Source organism: Micromonospora sp. HB375 (assembly GCF_017872985.1).
Taxonomy (GTDB): Bacteria; Actinomycetota; Actinomycetes; order Mycobacteriales; family Micromonosporaceae; genus Micromonospora; species Micromonospora chalcea.
Map to the genome: position 1 here is coordinate 4,780,563 of NZ_JAGGJO010000001.1, position 16,779 is coordinate 4,797,341.

The following is a 16,779-nucleotide window of genomic DNA, read 5'->3' on the forward strand; positions in this document are numbered from 1 at the left end:
TCCGCGCGTGACCTTCTCGCTCGTCGCCCGCTCCGCCGACGGGCGCCTGTTCGGAGTGGCAGTGGCCAGCCGGTTCCTCGCCGCCGGGGCGCTGGTGCCGGCCGCCGAGGCGCTGGTGGGGGCGGTCGCCACCCAGGCGCACGCCAACCTCGCCTACCGGGCGCAGGCGCTCGCGCTGCTACGGACCGGCGTCAGCGCCACCGACGCGGTGGCCGGGCTGGTGGCCGCCGACCCGGGGCGCGACGACCGGCAGCTGGCCGTGGTCGGCCCGACCGGCGACGGGGCCACCTGGACCGGGCCGCGCTGCCACCCCTGGGCCGGCGGGCAGGCCGGCGACGGCTGGGCCGCGCAGGGCAACATCCTGACCGGCCCGCAGGTGATCGACGCGCTGCGCGACGCCTGGCTGGCCCGTGCGGAACTGCCGTTCCCGCAGCGCCTGCTGGCCGCGCTCACCGCCGGCGACGCGGCCGGCGGCGACCGGCGCGGGCGGCAGAGCGCGGCGATGCTCGTGGTGCAGCGCCACGGCGGCTACGCCGGGACCGGCGACGAGCTGGTGGACCTGCGGGTGGACGATCATGTGGACCCGGTCTCCGAGCTGCGCCGCCTGCTCGGCATCCACCACATGCTGTTCGGCCGCCCCGATCCGGCCACGCTGCGCGACCTCACCGGCCCGCTCGCCGCCGAGGTGGCCGAACTGCTCGCCGCCACCGGGCACCCGGTCGGCCCGGCCGGACTGGACGAGGCGCTGGCCGCCTGGACGGGTCTGGAGAACCTGGAGGAACGCTTCGTGCCCGGCCGGATCGACCCGATCGTGCTGGAGCACCTGCGGCGCTGCGCCGGGCGCTGAGGTCAGCCGCCGAAGGCCAGCCGGCCGATGCCGGCGCGGGTCAGCTCCGCGCGCTCGTCGCCGGTGACCGGCAGCCGCCCGGTGGCCTTGCGCAGCACGGTGAGCGCGTCCCAGCCCAGTCCGGGCGGCACCGGCACGCCGCCGGTGAGCACGCCGATCACCACGTCCGCGGCGGCCGGGGTCAGCCACGGCGTCCGGTCCAGCGCGTCGGCCAGGTCCAGGCCGTGCACCGCGACCTCCACCACCCGGGTACGCAGGAACTCCGGCAACGCCATCGCGTCACCGTGGCGGGTACGCACCACCCGTGCGGGCGGTTCCGCGGCGACCGCCTCGTCGGTGGCGCGCCAGGCCCGGCCGAACTCCGCCGCCACCTCGGCGGCGCCCGGGTGCTCCCGGGCCGCACGCTGCGCGCCCTCGACGCGGTCCCGGTCCACCGGCGGGCTGAACTTGGCCGCGCCGAAGTAGGCGGCCGCGTCCACCTCGGCCCGGGGCGGCGCGGGCTCGGCGAGCATGCCCGCCAGGCGTCCGGCCCCGGTGCTCACGTGCGCGATCAGGTCGCGCACCCGCCACGGCGGGCACGGCGTGGGCCGGTCCAGCGCCGCGTCGTCCAGGTCGCGCAGCACCCGCTCCAGGCGGTCGCACTCGGCCCGGAACGCCGCCCGTACCGTCTCCATCCGCCGGATCAGCCCTTCCACCGGGGCACCAGCCGGTGCACCACGACCAGCACCAGCGCGGCCACCACGGCGATCGTGCCGGCGATGCCGGCCGCGCTGCCCGCGTACCCGACGAAGAGCTGACGGCGGCTGAGCGCCTCGACGGGGATCGTGGAGCGGTCCACCAGCCAGGACAACGCGAGCGCGGAGGCCAGCAGCGCCACCGCGCCGGCGCCGCCGAGCACGGCGGCGGTCACCCGGTGCGCGTCGCCGGGCTCGACCACCGCCTGCTCCCGCTGGAAGACCAGCAGCACCAGCCCGGCGACCGCGGCCCACGCGCCGACCACCAGGTACGCGGCGACCGCGTCGCTGGGCCGGTGCCAGCCGGCGGAGAGCGTGGCGACGCCCGCGGCGGCGGCGTACCCGGCGCCGAGGAACGCCCCGGCCGCCCGCAGCTTGCGCGGCAGCACCAGGATCAGCGCGACCGCCACCGAGGCGGCCACCGAGGTGTGGCCGCTGGGCAGGCTGTTGCCGGCGGCGGCCCGCTCCGGGTCGATGCCGAAGTCGGGCCGGACCAGGAAGTGCTTGAGCAGTTGCGTGGTCACGTTCGCGCCGGCGATCAGCAGCGTCGCGGTGACGGCCAGCGCCTTGCGGCCCCGGATCAGCGCGATGAAGCCGATCACCGCGGTCGCGGCCAGCAGCGACACCACGGACATGGCGTTGAGGAGCGTGTCGACCGGACCGTCGATGCGGTCCTGGCCGATCTGGTTGCCGGTCAGCGCCACCGTGTCCAGCCACTGGCCCAGTTCGGTGTGCACGGCGAAGCGCCACACCAGCACGAACGCAGCCGTCTGCAGCAGGGCCAGTACGACCAACCAGACCGCCGTCCAACCCCTTGCCGTCTCCCGCACCCGGACAACTTAACGGTAGGGCCGCCGACGCGCGCGGCGGAGCGCCATCGGCTTCGGCGTACGGTGAGGCGGGCGATCCGAGGAGGTGGGGCGTGACCGGCACGCCGCAGCGGGAACCGCAGGCCGGGCCACGGCCGGAGTCGCTGGCCGACCTGCTGGGCGGCCGGCGCGGGGCGGTCGACGCCACGCTGCCGCCGCTCGCGTTCGGGCTCGGCTGGGTGCTCGGCGGGCTGCGCGGCGGTGTGCTCGCCGCGCTGCTGACCGGCACGGCGGTGGCCGGCTGGCGGTGGCGGCGCGGGGACCGCCCCCGCTCGGTGCTGATCGGGCTGCTCGCGGTCTGCGTGGCCGCGCTCGTCGCGTTGCGGACCGGCCGGGCCGAGGACTTCTTCCTGCTGCAGATCGCCGCCAACGCGGCGAGCGCGCTGGCCTGGGCGGTGAGCATCGTGGTGCGCTGGCCGCTGCTCGGCGTGGTGGTCGGCACGGCGCTGGGCCAGCGGACCCGGTGGCGGCGTGATCCGGCACTGCTGCGGGCGTACGGCCGGGGCAGCTGGGTGTGGGCGGGCACCTACGTGCTGCGGTTGGCGGTGTTCATCCCGCTGTGGCTGGACGGGCAGGTGGTCGCGCTCACCGTGGCGCGGGCGGCGCTCACCTGGCCGCTGATCGCGGCGGCGCTGGCGTCGAGCTGGGTGGTGATCCGGCGGTCGCTGCCGGCCGGGCATCCGGGACTGCGGCACCCGGTGACGGCGCCGGTGCCCGGCGGTGAGCCGTTCCGGGAAGAGTAATGGAGAGGCCGCCACGGGGGGAGCGGCCTCTCCGTCAAATACGTTACTCCGTCCACGGCCCGGATGTGATCCCGTGGACCGCTGAATTTTGCGTGCCTTTTCGCGCCATGGGTCGTCACCGGGCGGAGTGGTGGGCCGGCCGGTCCGCTGCGTCGGCCGGACGGCCGGCCCACCCGGCCTGACCGTGGGCGTCAGGCCGTCCGCCGACCCGGCCGCTCCGTTCCCCCATCGGCCGGGTCGGCCTCCTTCGTGGGCGGGCGCGAGCCCGCCCACGAAGGAGGGGTCACCTCACCCCTGCGGGAAGTAGGTGCCGTAGTCGGCGTACGCCATGGCGATGTCCGCCTGCGCCCAGAACCGGTGGTAGTTGAAGACCGGCTCGGGACCGCCGTCCAGGTACGCCTGCACCTTCGGCCAGTCCGGGTCGTTCTTGTAGAACGAGCGGATGTCCAGGAAGCTCTTGCCCGGGGCGATCACGTCACCGTTGGGCATCTTCCCGGTCCAGCCGTTGGGGATGTAGAGGCCCTGGCCGTCGGCGGCGTTGTAGACGTCGTCGAAGCGCTTGTAGTCGCCGCGCTTCTCCGGCGTCGAGACGCCCTTGCTGTCGGCGGCCGCCGAGAGCGCGTCCAGCAGGCCCTTGGCGGTGTCCTTCGCCGCGGTGTTGCCGGATTTCGCCGCGTACGCGATGAGCGTGCGGGCGTAGGCGCCGGCGACGCCGACGTCCTGGCCCTTGACCGTCACCTCGACGTGCAGGTTGGTGTTCGGCTGCGGGCTGCTGGGGTTCCAGTTGGCCGGCTGGCCGGTCCACTTCATGTCCGACGGGATCGACCAGTCGGTGCCCAGCGTGGTGTTGGCGATCGCCCACGGCACCCACTTGTCCAGCAGCGCCTTGGCCTTCGCGTTGCCGGTCTCCAGGTACAGCTCGGCGATGCGCTGCATCGACCAGGCCTGCATGCCGAACCACTGGTTCGACGGCGGGTCGTTGTAGACCGGGTCGACGTCGTAGAACATGCCGTAGAAGGTGGCGGTGCCGGCCGGCGGCTGGGCGTAGCTGCCGTCCCAGCTATTGGTGGCGCCACCGGCGATGCCGCCCTCGGCCGACTGGAGCCAGGTGTAGAACTCCAGCTGCCGGTCGAGGCTCTTCTGCCAGTCGGAGGCCGCGGTCGGCGACTTCGGCTTCAGCTCCGCGACGTTGGTCATCACCCAGGCCGCGAACGGGTTCTGGTAGCCGAAGTGGCTGTGGCTGGACCCGATCCGCCACGACCAGTTCTGCGAGGCGTCGTACGCGCCGCCCCAGGCGTAGTACCAGGAGAGCAGGTAGTGCGCCGAGTCACGGCCGCTGGCGGCCGGGCAGGTGCTCGCGCCGACGCAGTTGCCGATCTTCTTGAAGTACTTGTCGAACAGCGCGTAGCGCAGGTAGTCGCCCATCTTGGCGGCCTTGGCCACGGTGGCCGCCACGTCGCCCGCCTTGCCCTGCGCCTTGGCCCAGGTCAGCGCCCAGTAGGCGGCCTGGACGGCACGCGCGTCGGCGTCCGGGGCGTTCGTGTACTTCCACTGCTTGGCCGGGGCGTTGGACTCCTTGACGAACAGGTCCAGGTAGCCGTTCGGGCCGCCGTGCTTGAACGTGTCGCAGGACGGCTGCGGCACGGTCTCCCACACCGACTCCTGGGTGCCCCGCTGGAAGGTGTTGATGTACGCGGGCCGGGTGGTGCCGTCGCCGCAGCGGCCGTAGCCGTACGTGTTGTCCACGTCGAGCAGCCAGTGCATGCCGTAGATGTCACCGGTGCCGTAGGTGGACTGCAGCTCCGAGCGCAGCGGGTCCTGGCCGACCGGGACGTTGGCGTCCAGCGTCGACGGGTACTGGCTGGGCAGGTTGTGCTCGGCGGCGTACTGCGGGGTGCCGGGCGAGCCGGCCGTCGCCTGGTCGGCGTGCGACGGGATGATGTACTTTTCCATCACCGTCCAGGCGTTGTTGAACGGGGCCCAGTTCTGGGTGACCCGGCCGTACTGCGCCTCCAGCCAGAGCCAGAAGCTGAACGCCTCCGAGGTGGTCTCGTGGCCGTGGTCGGGCGCCTCGACGATCAGCGTCTCGATCGAGTGGTACGGCACGCCCTCGGGGCTGAAGTACCCCGAGTTCTTGATCTTGCCGTACTGGTCGAGGAACTTCTTGATGTAGGCGTTGTCGCCGCCGGGGCTGTCGTTGTCCGCCTCGGTGGCCACGACGGAGACCGGCGCGTAGCCGGTGGCCGACGCGGTGATCGTGGCGGTGCCGCCGACCGTGTCGGCGTCCTCCGCGGCGGAGACCGTGGCGGTGACGCCGGTGCTCCAGTTGCTCGGGGTGAGCGTCAGCGTGGTCGGCGACACGGTGATGTCGCTGTCACCGGTGACGGCGAGGGTCACCGGCACGTTGGCGCTGGGCGCCGCGCTGAGCGTGTACCGGACCGTGGCGCTGCCGCCCTCGCTGACGGTGACCGCGGACGGAGTGGCGACCAGCTTCGGCCCGGTGGCCGCGGTCACTGTGAACGACTTCTCCGAGACCGCCGAGGCGCCGGCGTTGTCGTACGCCTTGGCCTGCACCGTGTAGCTGCCGGCCGGCAGGTCGAGCAGGTCGTAGCCGTACGGCGCGGTGGTGTCGGTGTTGACCAGCAGGCCGTTGCGGTAGAACTCGACCTTGCTGATGGTGCCGTCGGGGTCGCTGGCGGTCGCGGTCAGCGGGACATCCGCCGGCGCCTCGAACGGGCCGGACGGCACGCTCAGCGAGACCGTCGGCGGCTGGTTGGTCTGCGCGCCGTTGCACGCCACCCCGTTGAGGGTGAACGCGGTGGGCTTCGGGTTGCTGCCGCTGAAGCTGCCGTTGAAGCCGATGCTGGTGGACGCGCCGGTGGGCAGGCTGCCGTTCCACGACTCGTTCGTGGCGGTCACCTCGCTGCCGGACTGGCTCCACCGGGCCGACCAGCCCTGGACCACGCGCTGGCTGCTGTTCGGGAAGGTGAACTTCAGCGACCAGTTGTTGAGCGCGTCGCCCAGGTTCTTGATGGTCACGTTGGCGGTGAAGCCGTTGTTCCAGTCGCTCGACGCATACGTCACGTCGCAGGCGGGCGCGGCCTGGGCGGCGCCCGCGGGCAGGGCCACCCCGCCTATGACGAGGGCGGCGGCGGCGAGCATCGCCGTACGGCGACGTCTGGCCAGAAGTCTCATGTGGGCGGTGTCTCCTCGGACCGGGCCGGGACCTCGGGGGCCCCGGCGGGGCGCCTCCACGCGTCGACGGGGCGTACGCGGGGGGACGGAGGCGTCCGGAAAGGTGGTCGTCCCGGCCGTGCCGGGGATCGGGGCGCCGCACCGGTTGTCACCGGGTGCCCTCGGCGGCCCGCGCTCGCGTCACTGGCTCCGCGTGGCGTGACGAGAGTGTGACATGGAAGCGCTCCCACCACAACGGCCAGCGCAGATACGCGCTTCCATGTTTCGATCTCGTTTAGGGGCTTTTCCAAACCCGTGACGGGCGTTACAGTCGCAGCATCGCCGATGGGAGCGCTTCCATCGACGGTGATACAAGTACTGGATCGCCGGGTACGCCCGTGCCCGGCGCGTCGGCCCAGAGGCCGGCGGCGGACCAGCCCGGACGCCGCCACCGGCCGCCACCCGCCAAACGGAGGGAGGTGGAACCAGAGCCACTCGCGTGGCCCGGCTCCCGCGCGACGCGCACGACGGACGCCAATTCCACTTCGTGCGTGTGTGCACCATCGGTGGGGACGGGGGTTGCCCTCCCCCGTCCCCACACTAAACCCCCGTTGTCGACGGCAAAAGAGGCCGACGGGACAGGCGTGACACGCCACCCGGACGGCCTTTCTCGCTATCCACCCCACCCCTCGCCGCTCACGCCGCCCCGAGCGGCGTTCCCGAGCGACGCCCCCGCCCACCCACTTTCCGGCCGCCCGCCGGCCGCGCCGCACCTCGCCGCGACCGCCGGATCAGGGCCGGCCGCTCCCTGGCTATGATGGGAGCGCTCCCGGCCCAGGGCGGCCCGTCACTCCGAGGAGAAACCTCATGTCGTTACTCACCCGACGGCGCCTGCTCCGCCGCGCCGCCCTGTCCGCGACCGCGGCCGGCGCGGCCCGGACCGGGCTCGCCGGCGCCACCGCGACGGCGACCGCCGCGTCGACAGTCGCGCTCGGCGGCTGCGACAGCCCGCCCGAGCGCGCCACCGACCCGGAGCAGGACCGCGGACTGCGCTTCCCGGACGGCTTCGGCTGGGGCGCGGCGACCTCGGCGTACCAGATCGAGGGGGCCGCCAAGGAGGACGGGCGGGGTGAGTCCGTCTGGGACACCTTCAGCCACACGCCGGGGCGCATCCGCAACGGTGACACCGGCGACGTCGCGGCTGACCACTACCACAGGTACGCGCAGGACCTCGACCTGATGCGCGACCTGGGACTGCGCAGCTACCGGTTCTCCATCTCCTGGCCCCGCATCCAGGCCGACGGCTCCGGCCGCCCCAACCAGCGCGGCCTCGACTTCTACCGCCGCCTGGTGGACGGGCTGCACGAGCGTGACATCGCGCCGATGGCCACGCTGTTCCACTGGGATTTACCCCAGGCCCTCCAGGACGCCGGCGGCTGGGAGAACCGGGACACCGCCGAGCGCTTCGCCGAGTACGCCGACGCGGTGTTCCACGCCCTCGGCGACCAGGTGCCGGTCTGGCTGACCGTCAACGAGCCCAAGACCGTGGTGCAGAACGGCTACATCTTCGGCCACCACGCCCCGGGCTTCCGGGACGAGGACGCGGCGTACCTGGTCGCCCACCACCTCCAGCTCGCCCACGGCCTCGCCGTGCGGGCGCTGCGCGCCTCCGGCCTCACCGGCCGGATCGGCCCCGCCCTCAACCTGCACCCCTGCTACCCCGCCGACGACAGCGCCGAGGCGGCCGCCGCGACCAAGCTCCACGACGGCTACGAGAACCGCCTCTACCTCGACTCGATCTTCAAGGGCGCGTACCCGCAGGACGTGCTGGACGACCGCGGCCCGGACAGCCGGATGGTCCGCGGCGTCCGCGACGGCGACCTGAAGATCATCTCCAGCCCGGTCGACCTGCTCGCCGTGCAGTACTACACGCCGATCTACGTCACCGGCGACGGCAGCACGGTCCGCAAGTGGCCCACCTCCGAGGCGGAGTGGCAGCAGATCTACCCCGAGGGCATGTACGACATCCTCACCCGGGTCACCCGGGACTACGGCCGGGTGCCGATCACCATCACCGAGAACGGCCTGCCCTGCCCCGACGTGCCCGGCGCGGACGGCAACGTCGACGACGCCGGGCGGGTCAGCTTCCTGCGCGACCACTTCGCCGCCGCCCACCGGGCCATCGGCGACGGGGTGCCGCTGGAGAGCTACCACGTCTGGTCGCTGCTGGACAACTTCGAGTGGGCCGAGGGGTACGAGCAGCGCTGGGGCCTGGTCTACGTGGACTACGCGAGCCAGCGGCGGGTGCTCAAGCGCAGCGCCCACTGGTACCGCGACGTGATCCGCCGCAACGGGCTGTAGGCGGTGGCGGCCCGGCCGGCTGCGCGCCGGCCGGGCCCCCGCATCGGCGGATCAGCGCGGCAGCGCCTGCTGCAGCTCGGCGCGCAGCGCCGGGGTGAGCATCTCGCCGGCCTGCTTGGCCAGCCGCGCCATCTCGTAGCCGACCACGCCGATGTCGGCGTCCGCCCCGGCCAGCGTGGCCAGGATAGAGCCGTCCCGGATCTGCATCACCAGGAAATAGCCGCGCCCCATCTCGACCACTGTCTGCTTGACGACGTCGCCGTCGAACATCTGGGCCGCGCCCGCGGTGATGCTCATCAGGCCGGAGGTCACCGCGGCGAGCTTGTCCGCGTGGTCCCGGGGCAGATGCGCCGAGATCGCCACCAGGAGCCCGTCGGAGGACACCACCACCGCGTGCGCCACCCCGGGAACGCGCTCCGCGAACGCGTTCACCAGCCAGCTCAGGTCGCGTGCCTCCTGGCTCAACGTCGTCACTGTCGTCGTCCTCCTTCGTCGCGCGGCAGGTACATCTCGGTGGTCTCCTCGGCCTCGGCGCGCCGCACCCCGCTGTAGAGGCGCGACAGCATGCCGCCGACCGCCTCCGGGTCCGGCTCGTGCCGCATCACCGGGCGGTCGGCCACGGAGGCCGGGGCGAGCTGGGCCATCGGCACCCGTACCGGAAGTCCCCGCTCGTTGGTCCCTCCGGTCACCGGCGTCGGCGCCGGGGCGGGCGTCACACCCAGCGGCGACGCCGTCGGCCCCTGCCGGCTGAACCAGCCACCGCCGGCGGGTCCGGCGACAGCCGGGGTCAGGACGTCCTCGGCCCGGGCCGGCCGGGGGCGCGGCACGGCGCCGGCCGGCGCGGCGGGCGCCGGCGATCCGGACGTCGGCGCCTCCGGCCCGTCCCCGAGCGGACGGCCGGTCAGCGGCGACAGCGGCAGCGCCGCCGGCTGACCGGGCGCCGGACGCCATCCCGCCACCGGCAGCTCGGCCGTCGGCGCCGCGAGCGCCCCGGACGCCGCGACCGGACCGGTGGGCGTGCGGACGCTCCGGTCCACCCCCGGTACGGGCCGACCCGCCGACACCGGCCGGCCCGCCTCCGGCGCGGGCGCCTCGGCCAGCAGCTCGACCGGGATCCGCACCAGGGCGACCAGGCCCGCGCCGCCGGCCTGCAACCGCACCCGTACGCCGTTGCGGGCGCCGAGGTGGCTGACCACGAACAGACCCATCCGCTCCGAGGCCGACACGTCGGCGGCCGGCGGCTCGGCCAGCACCGCGTTCGCCTCGGCCAGCGCCGCCGGGCTCATGCCCAGCCCTTCGTCGACGACCCGCACCAGCGCGCCCCGGCCGTCCGGCTCGACGACGACCCGCACCGTGGTCTCCGGGCGGGAAAAGGAGGTGGCGTTCTCCAGCAGCTCCGCGAACAGGTGCACCAGGTCGCCCACCGCGTGCCCGACGACGTGCAGGTCCGTCCGGTTCTCGTGGCGTACCCGCTGGTACTGCTCGATCTCCGCGCTCGCGGCCAGCAGCACCGCGCCCAGACCCACCGGGCGGTTCCACCGCCGGGTCGACTCGCTGCCGGCGAGCACCAGCAGGCTCTCGTCGTTGCGGCGCATGCGGGCGGCGAGGTGGTCGAGCTTGAACAGATTCTCCAGCTGGTCCGGATCGCTCTCCTCGCGTTCGAGGTCGTCGAGCAGCTCCAGCTGACGCTCGACGAGCACCTGGCTGCGCCGGGCCAGGTTGACGAACATGGCGTTGACGTTGCGCCGCATCATCGCCTGCTCGACCGCCACGTCGACGGCGCTGCGGTGCACCGCGACGAACGCCTCGGCCAGCTCGCCGATCTCGTCCTGCGAGTCGATCACCGCGGGCGGCACGTCGATCGCACCGACCGGACGGTCCACAGTGCGCAGCCGTTCCAGCGTCAGCGGCAGATCCACCTGCGCGATCCGCAGCGCCTGGCCGCGCAGCTGCCGCATGCCGCGGGCCACCGACCGGCCGACCAGCAGCGAGATCGCCACCGCCACCAGCAGCACTGTGGCGATGCCACCGGCCACCAGCAGCGTGTCGCGCAGCTGCCGGGCGCTGGCGTCGTCGGCCCGGCGTACCGCGTCGTCGACGACCCCGCTCTCCATCTGGCGCAGCAACTCCTGCCGCTGCTCACTGGCCGACCACCACTGCTCCGCGTCGAGCAGCGCCGGCTTCGCGTCGCCGCCGCCGGGCAGGGTCCGTTCCTCCATCCGGGTGGCCGCGACGAAGGCCGGGTCGACCGAGGTCTGGTCGTAGCGGCGGATCTGGTCGGCGGTCGCCGCGACCCGGAACGCGCCGAGCGCGGTGAGCTGCTGGGCCCGCAGGTCGCTGAGCGTCACCTGGTCGTCGGCCTCGTACCGGCCGGAGCGGGCGGCGGCGTAGAGCTCCGCGCGGATCCGCGAGGACAACTCCTTGACCCGGGACAGCTGCACGTAGCGCAGCACCGCCTCGGTCAGCTCCTGCCGCCCGCCGCCGGGCGACGGCTCGGCCAGCAGGTTCAGCAGCGCCGCGACGGACCGGTGGTAGTTGCTGAGGACGGTGTCGCTGGACAGCACCGCCGGCGCCACCGCGGCGCGGATGTTGACGACCTGGTCGTACGCCTCGAGCGCCTCCGAGTAGGACACCCGCCAGGCCGCGTCGGCGTCGGCCAGCGGCGCGGCCGCGGTACGCAGGTCCGCCACCGCGCGGTCGGTGGCCGCCTGCAGTGGCTTCAGGGCGGCGACCGCGGCGTCCCGGTCGGCGCCGGTGCCGGCGCGGCGCAGCCCCGCCAGCTCCCCGGCGGTACGGTCCCGCTCGTGCTGGAGCCGGTCGACGGCCACGGCGATCTGCCGGCCGATGCCCACCTGCTCGGCGAAGGCGCTCAGCGTGGTGGTCTGCCCGACCAGACCGCGCGTCTGGATGCCGGCCAGGACGAGGAACGCCAGCGACGGGATCACCAGCACGGTGGCGAGCTTGGTGCCCATCCGCCAGTCCCGCAGCCGGAACCCGGAGCGCCGCCGGTGCGGCTGCGGGACCGCGCCACGAGCCGGGTCGGGACCTGCGCCCACACCTGCCTCCTCGTTCCACTCCACCACGTCGGGGAGCGGAGTCCATCCAACCAGGCCGGCGGTCCGTGTCAACGGCCGCCCGGACGGCACGAGCAGGCCGGTCAGCGCTTCGGGCGGACCGTCACGCGTGCGAGGCGGTTTCGTCCGTCCGGCCGATGCCGCCGATGTGCGCCGCCTCGGGCAGACGTCCCAGCGCCACGAGCGCCGCGCCGGCCGCCCCGATCTCCGGGTTGCGCTGCCACCGCACCTCGCGCGGGGCGAGCGCGTCGGCGAACGCCGCGCGCCACCACGGCGAGGCGGTCAGCGCCCCGCCGCCGAGGACCACCTCCATCGGCTCGCCGACGCCACCCTCCAGCAGGACCAGGTCGTCGGCGACGAGCCGGCACAGGCCACCCATCAGCCCGGCGAGGACGTCCACGGCGGTGGTGCCGAAGCTGAGCCCACGCAGCTCGCCCGAGCCCGCCGGGGCCGTGCCCGGCGGCCGGTCACCGCCCAGCCGCGGGTTGGCCCGCACCGAGCCGGTGGTCCGGCGCAGCGCCGCCTCGAGCGCCGCGCCCTCGGGCAGCCGCAGCTCCCGGTTGGCCCAGGCGAACAGGTTGCCGCCACTGGAGTACGCCGCGCCGGTCACCACATGGTTGTGGTCCACCCGGTACCGCCAGAGCTGCTCCGGCAGCGGCGGCGGCTCCGCGCCCGCCGGCACGGCCTGCATCATCCGGACCGCGGCGGAGGTGCCGACGGTCACCGCCGCGCGCGTCGGGTCGACGCAACCCGACCCGACGTTGGCGGCCGCCCCGTCGCCGACCGGCGCCGCCCACCGCGCCCCGGCCAGCTGCGGCCAGCGCCGCGCGTGCTCCGCGTTCAGCCGGCCGTGCCAGCCGTCCGGGGCCAGCCGCAGCAACTGCTCCGGGCGTACGCCGGCCAGCTCGCACGCCTCCGGGTCCCAGTCCAGGCGGCGCAGGTCGAGCAGCCCGGTGCCGGAAGCCATCGACATGGACATCGGCACGTCGCCGAGCAGCGCGCCGAGCACGTACTCGGCCAGCCCGGTGAAGCGTGCGTTCCGCGCGCCGTGCTCCCGCAGCCAGGGCAGCCGCACCGACCAGAAGCAGCGGTGCCACCACGTGCCGGTACGCCTGTGGAAGTCCGCCGGGTCGGCCGGGCCGACCGCGCCGGCGAGCGCCTCCGGCCGGGTGTCCAGCCAGGTCAGCACCGGTCCCGACGGGGTGCCGTCGGCGGCCAGCGGCAGCACCGAGTGCCACTGCGCGGAGGTGGCCACCAGATCCACGTCCCGCAGGTGCCCGCCGGCGGCCAGCTCGTCCAGGCACTCCGTCAGGCACGCCAGGTAGGCCGGGCCGTCCAGCGTCCCGGTGCCGTCGTCCCCGGTGACCAGATGCACCCGGCGACGGGCCAGCGCGCCCGGACGCGGCACCGCGTCCGCGTCGAGCACCAGCCCACGCACCGAGGAGGTGCCCAGATCGAGAGCGAGGATGTCCATCGCCGATCAACCTACCCGGCGCGACCGGCTTACCGGAGGCGGCCTGATCGCGTACAGTGACGGTCATGCCCGCGCACCTGTCCTGCTGGTGGCCCGCCGACCCGGCGGCCCACCCCCGCGCGTAGCTTCCCCACGCGGCCGCCCGACGAGGCGGCCGCCGGTCTTCCCCGGCATCCCGGGTCGCCCACGTCGGCGGTCACCGGCCCACCGAGGAGACCCGATGACCCGCCCGTCCGACCCGCTCGCCGCCGTCGCGGCCGGCCACGACCCCGGCCCGTTCGCGCTCGTCCGCCGCGAGGGCGTCGACCACGTCGACCTGTTCACCGGTCCGGTACGCACCGCCGACCGGCTCGCCGACCTGCCGCTGCCCGACGACGGCGCCGGCCCGCGCACGCTGGCAGTGGTGCCGTTCCGGCAGGTCACCGAGCGTGGCTTCGAGTGCGTGGACGACGGCATGCCGCTGGAGTTCCTGACCGTCGAGGCGCACCGGCGGATACCACTGGCCGAGCTGCTCGGCGCGCTGCCCGACGCCGCCGTACGCACCACCGACGCCGGCTTCGACATCGCCGACGACGAGTACGCGGCGATGGTGGACCGGGTGCTCGCCGACGAGATCGGCCGGGGTGAGGGCGCGAACTTCGTCATCCACCGCACCATGCGCGCCACGGTGCAGGGCGACCCACTTGCCGCGGCCCTGGCCGCGCTGCGCCGGCTGCTGCTGCGCGAGCGGGGCGCGTACTGGACGTTCCTGGTGCACACCGGCGCCCGGATCCTGGTCGGCGCCAGCCCGGAGCGGCACGTCAGCGTCGCCGACGGTCTGGTCGAGATGAACCCGATCAGCGGCACGTTCCGGCACCGGGGCGAGACCGTCGACCGGGCTGAGCTGCTGCGCTTCCTGCACGATCCGAAGGAGGTGGAGGAGCTGTACATGGTGCTGGACGAGGAGCTGAAGATGATGGCAGTGGTCGCCGAGCACGGCGGCCAGGTGGTCGGGCCGTACCTGAAGGAGATGGCGCACCTGGCGCACACCGAGTACCTGCTGGCCGGGCGCTGCTCCCGGGACGTGCGGGAGGTGCTGCGGGAGACCATGTTCGCCCCGACCGTGACCGGCAGCCCGATGGAGAACGCCTGCCGGGTCATCGCCCGGCACGAGCGCGCCGGCCGGCGCTACTACGCCGGGGTGCTCGCACTGCTCGGACGCGACGAGCAGGGCCGGCAGACGCTGGACGCGCCGATCCTGATCCGGACGGCCGAGATCTCGCCCGAGGGCGCGCTGCGGGTGCCGGTCGGCGCCACGCTGGTGCGGCACTCGACGACCGCCGGGGAGGTAGCGGAGACGCACGCGAAGGCGGCGGGCGTGCTGGCCGCGCTCGGTCTCGGCCCGGACGCGCCGGGCGCCGGCGCCGAGCCGGCCGTCAGGTACGCCGACGACCCGGAGGTGCAGGCCGCGCTGGCCGCCCGCAACGCGCCGCTGGCCCGGTTCTGGCTGGAGCAGCGCCGGCCGGGCGCGCTGGCGCTGCGCGGGCTCGCCGGCCGGCGGGCGCTGATCGTCGACGGCGAGGACACGTTCACCGGCATGCTCGCCCACCAGCTCGGCGCGCTGGGGCTGGCGGTGACCCGGCGGGACTGGCCGGACCCGGGCCCGCTCGACGGGTACGACCTGGTGGTGGTCGGCCCCGGGCCGGGCGACCCGCGGGACCCGGACGCGCCGAAGATGGTGGCGCTGCGGGCGCTGCTGGCCGAGCTGCTCGCCTCCGGTCGGCCGACGCTCGCGGTGTGCCTGGGCCACCAGCTGCTCGCCGGGCTGCTGGGTCTGCCGCTGCACCGGCGGGACGCGCCGTACCAGGGGTTGCCGCGCGACGTGCCGGTGTTCGGGGTGACCCGCCGGGTCGGCTTCTACGCCAGCTTCACCGCCCGCGCCGACGCCGACCGGATGACCGGCCCGTACGGCCCGGTGGAGCTGTCCCGCGACCCGGCCGACGGCGCGGTGCACGCGCTGCGCGGGGCGGGTTTCGCCGGGGTGCAGTTCCACCCGGAGTCGGTGCTGAGCCAGGACGGCACCTCGGTCCTGGCGGATCTGCTCGGACATCTGCTCGACCGGCCCGCGCTGAGCGCGCATGGAGCGGCCGATCGCGGGTAGGGCGAGTGGCGACCGGTGGTCCGGACGGGTTCGAGAGCCCCCGTCCGGCCACCGGTCGCCATCCGCCGGTCAGCCGGCCATGCCCCGCTTCAGCGCGGCGCCCATGAGCGTGGCCCGCTTGGCGGTCAGCGCGGTGGCGGTCAGGGCCACGTGGTCCGGGGCCACCTCGCCGTTGTTGCTGGTGTGCGAGGCGCCGTACGGGTTGCCGGCGACGAACTGGCTCGGGTCGGTGTAGCCGGGGGTCACCACGATCCCGCCCCAGTGGTAGAAGATCGTGTACAGCGACAGCAGCGTCGCCTCCTGGCCGCCGTGCGAGGTGGCGGTCGAGGTGAAGCCGCTGTACACCTTGTCGGCGAGCGCGCCGGCCGCCCAGAGCGGGCCGGTGGTGTCGATGAACTGCTTGAGCTGTGCGGCGACCATGCCGTACCGGGTGGGCGAACCCATGATCACCACGTCGGCCCAGGAGAGGTCGTCCGGCTGGGCCTCCATCACGTCCTGGGTCTCCAGCCGGTGCGCCTGCCAGCCCGAGTTGGAGCGGATCGCCTCGTCGGGCGCCAGCTCACGCACCTTGCGCAGGCGCACCTCGGCACCGGCTTCCTCCGCCGCCTCGACTGCCGACTGCGCCATCTGGTAGGTGATGCCGGTCGCGCTGTAGTAGATCACCGCGACCTTGACCTGGCCATCCATCAGACGATCCCTCCTCGTTTGGGGTCAACTCCCGCGACTACCCGTTACTTGTCGCGTCAAACGGCGGGCGTGGCATGCTCGCCAGGTGGAGATCCGCACCGCCACCGCCGCCGACTGGCCACTGATCTGGCCGTTCCTGCGCGAGATCGTCGCGGCCGGCGAGACGTACACCTGGCCCCCGGACGTCACGCAGGAGCAGGCCCGGCGGCTCTGGATGCCGGGCCCACCGGCGCGGACGGTGGTCGCGGTGGCGCCGGACGGCGCGGTGCTCGGCTCGGCGAAGCTCGCGCCCAACCAGGGCGGCCCCGGCGACCACGTGGCGAACGCCTCGTTCATGGTCGCCCCGGCCGCCGCCGGGCACGGCGTCGGGCGGGCACTGGCCGGGCACGTGCTCGCCGCGGCCCGGGCCGACGGCTACCGGGCCATGCAGTTCAACGCGGTGGTGGCCACCAACACCCGGGCGGTCGCGCTGTGGCGGTCGCTGGGCTTCGCGGTGATCGGCCGGGTGCCGGAGGGCTTCCGGCACCCCACCCGGGGGTACGTCGACCTGCTCGTCATGCACCGGCGGCTCGACTGACCGAGGCTCAAGATTTGCGCAAGTTCCGCGCGAAAACGCTTTCCCGGCCCAGCTCAGCGAGGATCCTGGTCGGACCGGCGCCAGCCAAGTCGGCTGCCC

The 16,779-nt window shown here is 74.3% G+C and carries 12 protein-coding genes; 5 read left to right on the forward strand and 7 right to left on the reverse strand.

Translation table 11 applies throughout. The features are described from left to right. Positions 1-7 precede the first annotated feature (7 nt). On the forward strand, positions 8-847 hold the full coding sequence (locus tag J3R08_RS20845; protein WP_209962553.1) for a DUF1028 domain-containing protein: 840 nt from the start codon (positions 8-10) through the stop codon (positions 845-847). Between the two features lie 2 nt (positions 848-849). Here the strand turns inward: J3R08_RS20845 and J3R08_RS20850 are convergent, their stop codons facing one another. Together J3R08_RS20850 and J3R08_RS20855 are read right to left on the reverse strand one after the other, a co-directional pair. Further along, positions 850-1,521, reverse strand: a complete 672-nt coding sequence (locus tag J3R08_RS20850; RefSeq protein WP_209964337.1) for a maleylpyruvate isomerase N-terminal domain-containing protein — start codon at positions 1,519-1,521, stop codon at positions 850-852. An 8-nt stretch (positions 1,522-1,529) separates the two neighbouring features. Further along, the gene (locus J3R08_RS20855) at positions 1,530-2,411 is read right to left on the reverse strand and encodes a phosphatase PAP2 family protein (protein ID WP_043329825.1); all 882 of its coding nucleotides are present in this window, start codon (positions 2,409-2,411) and stop codon (positions 1,530-1,532) included. Positions 2,412-2,503: 92 nt separating this feature from the next. Between J3R08_RS20855 and J3R08_RS20860 the strand changes: the two genes are divergently transcribed. Continuing rightward, positions 2,504-3,193 (forward strand): DUF3159 domain-containing protein, encoded by a 690-nt coding sequence (locus tag J3R08_RS20860; protein ID WP_209962555.1) that lies wholly within the window; start codon positions 2,504-2,506, stop codon positions 3,191-3,193. Positions 3,194-3,481: 288 nt separating this feature from the next. Here the strand turns inward: J3R08_RS20860 and J3R08_RS20865 are convergent, their stop codons facing one another. Next, positions 3,482-6,379, reverse strand: a complete 2,898-nt coding sequence (locus tag J3R08_RS20865) for a glycoside hydrolase family 48 protein (protein ID WP_181373777.1) — start codon at positions 6,377-6,379, stop codon at positions 3,482-3,484. Positions 6,380-7,234: 855 nt separating this feature from the next. On the opposite strand from J3R08_RS20865, the gene J3R08_RS20870 reads away from it, so the two are divergent. After that, complete coding sequence (locus tag J3R08_RS20870; protein ID WP_043329818.1) at positions 7,235-8,728, forward strand: GH1 family beta-glucosidase; 1,494 nt, start codon at positions 7,235-7,237, stop codon at positions 8,726-8,728. 51 nt (positions 8,729-8,779) lie between these two features. Here the strand turns inward: J3R08_RS20870 and J3R08_RS20875 are convergent, their stop codons facing one another. Genes J3R08_RS20875 through J3R08_RS20885 form a run of 3 tightly spaced genes read right to left on the reverse strand, consistent with a single transcriptional unit; the run spans position 8,780 to position 13,276 of the window. Then, on the reverse strand, positions 8,780-9,193 hold the full coding sequence (locus J3R08_RS20875) for a roadblock/LC7 domain-containing protein (RefSeq protein WP_196806755.1): 414 nt from the start codon (positions 9,191-9,193) through the stop codon (positions 8,780-8,782). A 5-nt stretch (positions 9,194-9,198) separates the two neighbouring features. After that, positions 9,199-11,874 carry a nitrate- and nitrite sensing domain-containing protein gene (locus tag J3R08_RS20880; protein ID WP_069087744.1) on the reverse strand — a complete coding sequence of 892 codons (2,676 nt, stop codon included), beginning with the start codon at positions 11,872-11,874 and terminating at the stop codon, positions 9,199-9,201. Positions 11,875-11,905: 31 nt separating this feature from the next. Continuing rightward, complete coding sequence (locus J3R08_RS20885; protein WP_113972424.1) at positions 11,906-13,276, reverse strand: FGGY family carbohydrate kinase; 1,371 nt, start codon at positions 13,274-13,276, stop codon at positions 11,906-11,908. A gap of 220 nt (positions 13,277-13,496) precedes the next feature. On the opposite strand from J3R08_RS20885, the gene J3R08_RS20890 reads away from it, so the two are divergent. Then, entirely contained in the window at positions 13,497-15,416 is a 1,920-nt protein-coding gene (locus J3R08_RS20890) for a chorismate-binding protein (protein WP_209962557.1), read from the forward strand. Positions 15,417-15,485: 69 nt separating this feature from the next. Here J3R08_RS20890 and wrbA read toward each other — a convergent pair whose 3' ends face one another. After that, positions 15,486-16,103, reverse strand: coding sequence for an NAD(P)H:quinone oxidoreductase (gene wrbA / locus J3R08_RS20895; RefSeq protein WP_043329810.1), 618 nt, complete (start codon positions 16,101-16,103; stop codon positions 15,486-15,488). 85 nt (positions 16,104-16,188) lie between these two features. Between wrbA and J3R08_RS20900 the strand changes: the two genes are divergently transcribed. Beyond that, positions 16,189-16,680 carry a GNAT family N-acetyltransferase gene (locus J3R08_RS20900; protein ID WP_043329807.1) on the forward strand — a complete coding sequence of 164 codons (492 nt, stop codon included), beginning with the start codon at positions 16,189-16,191 and terminating at the stop codon, positions 16,678-16,680. The last annotated feature ends 99 nt before the right edge of the window (positions 16,681-16,779 follow it).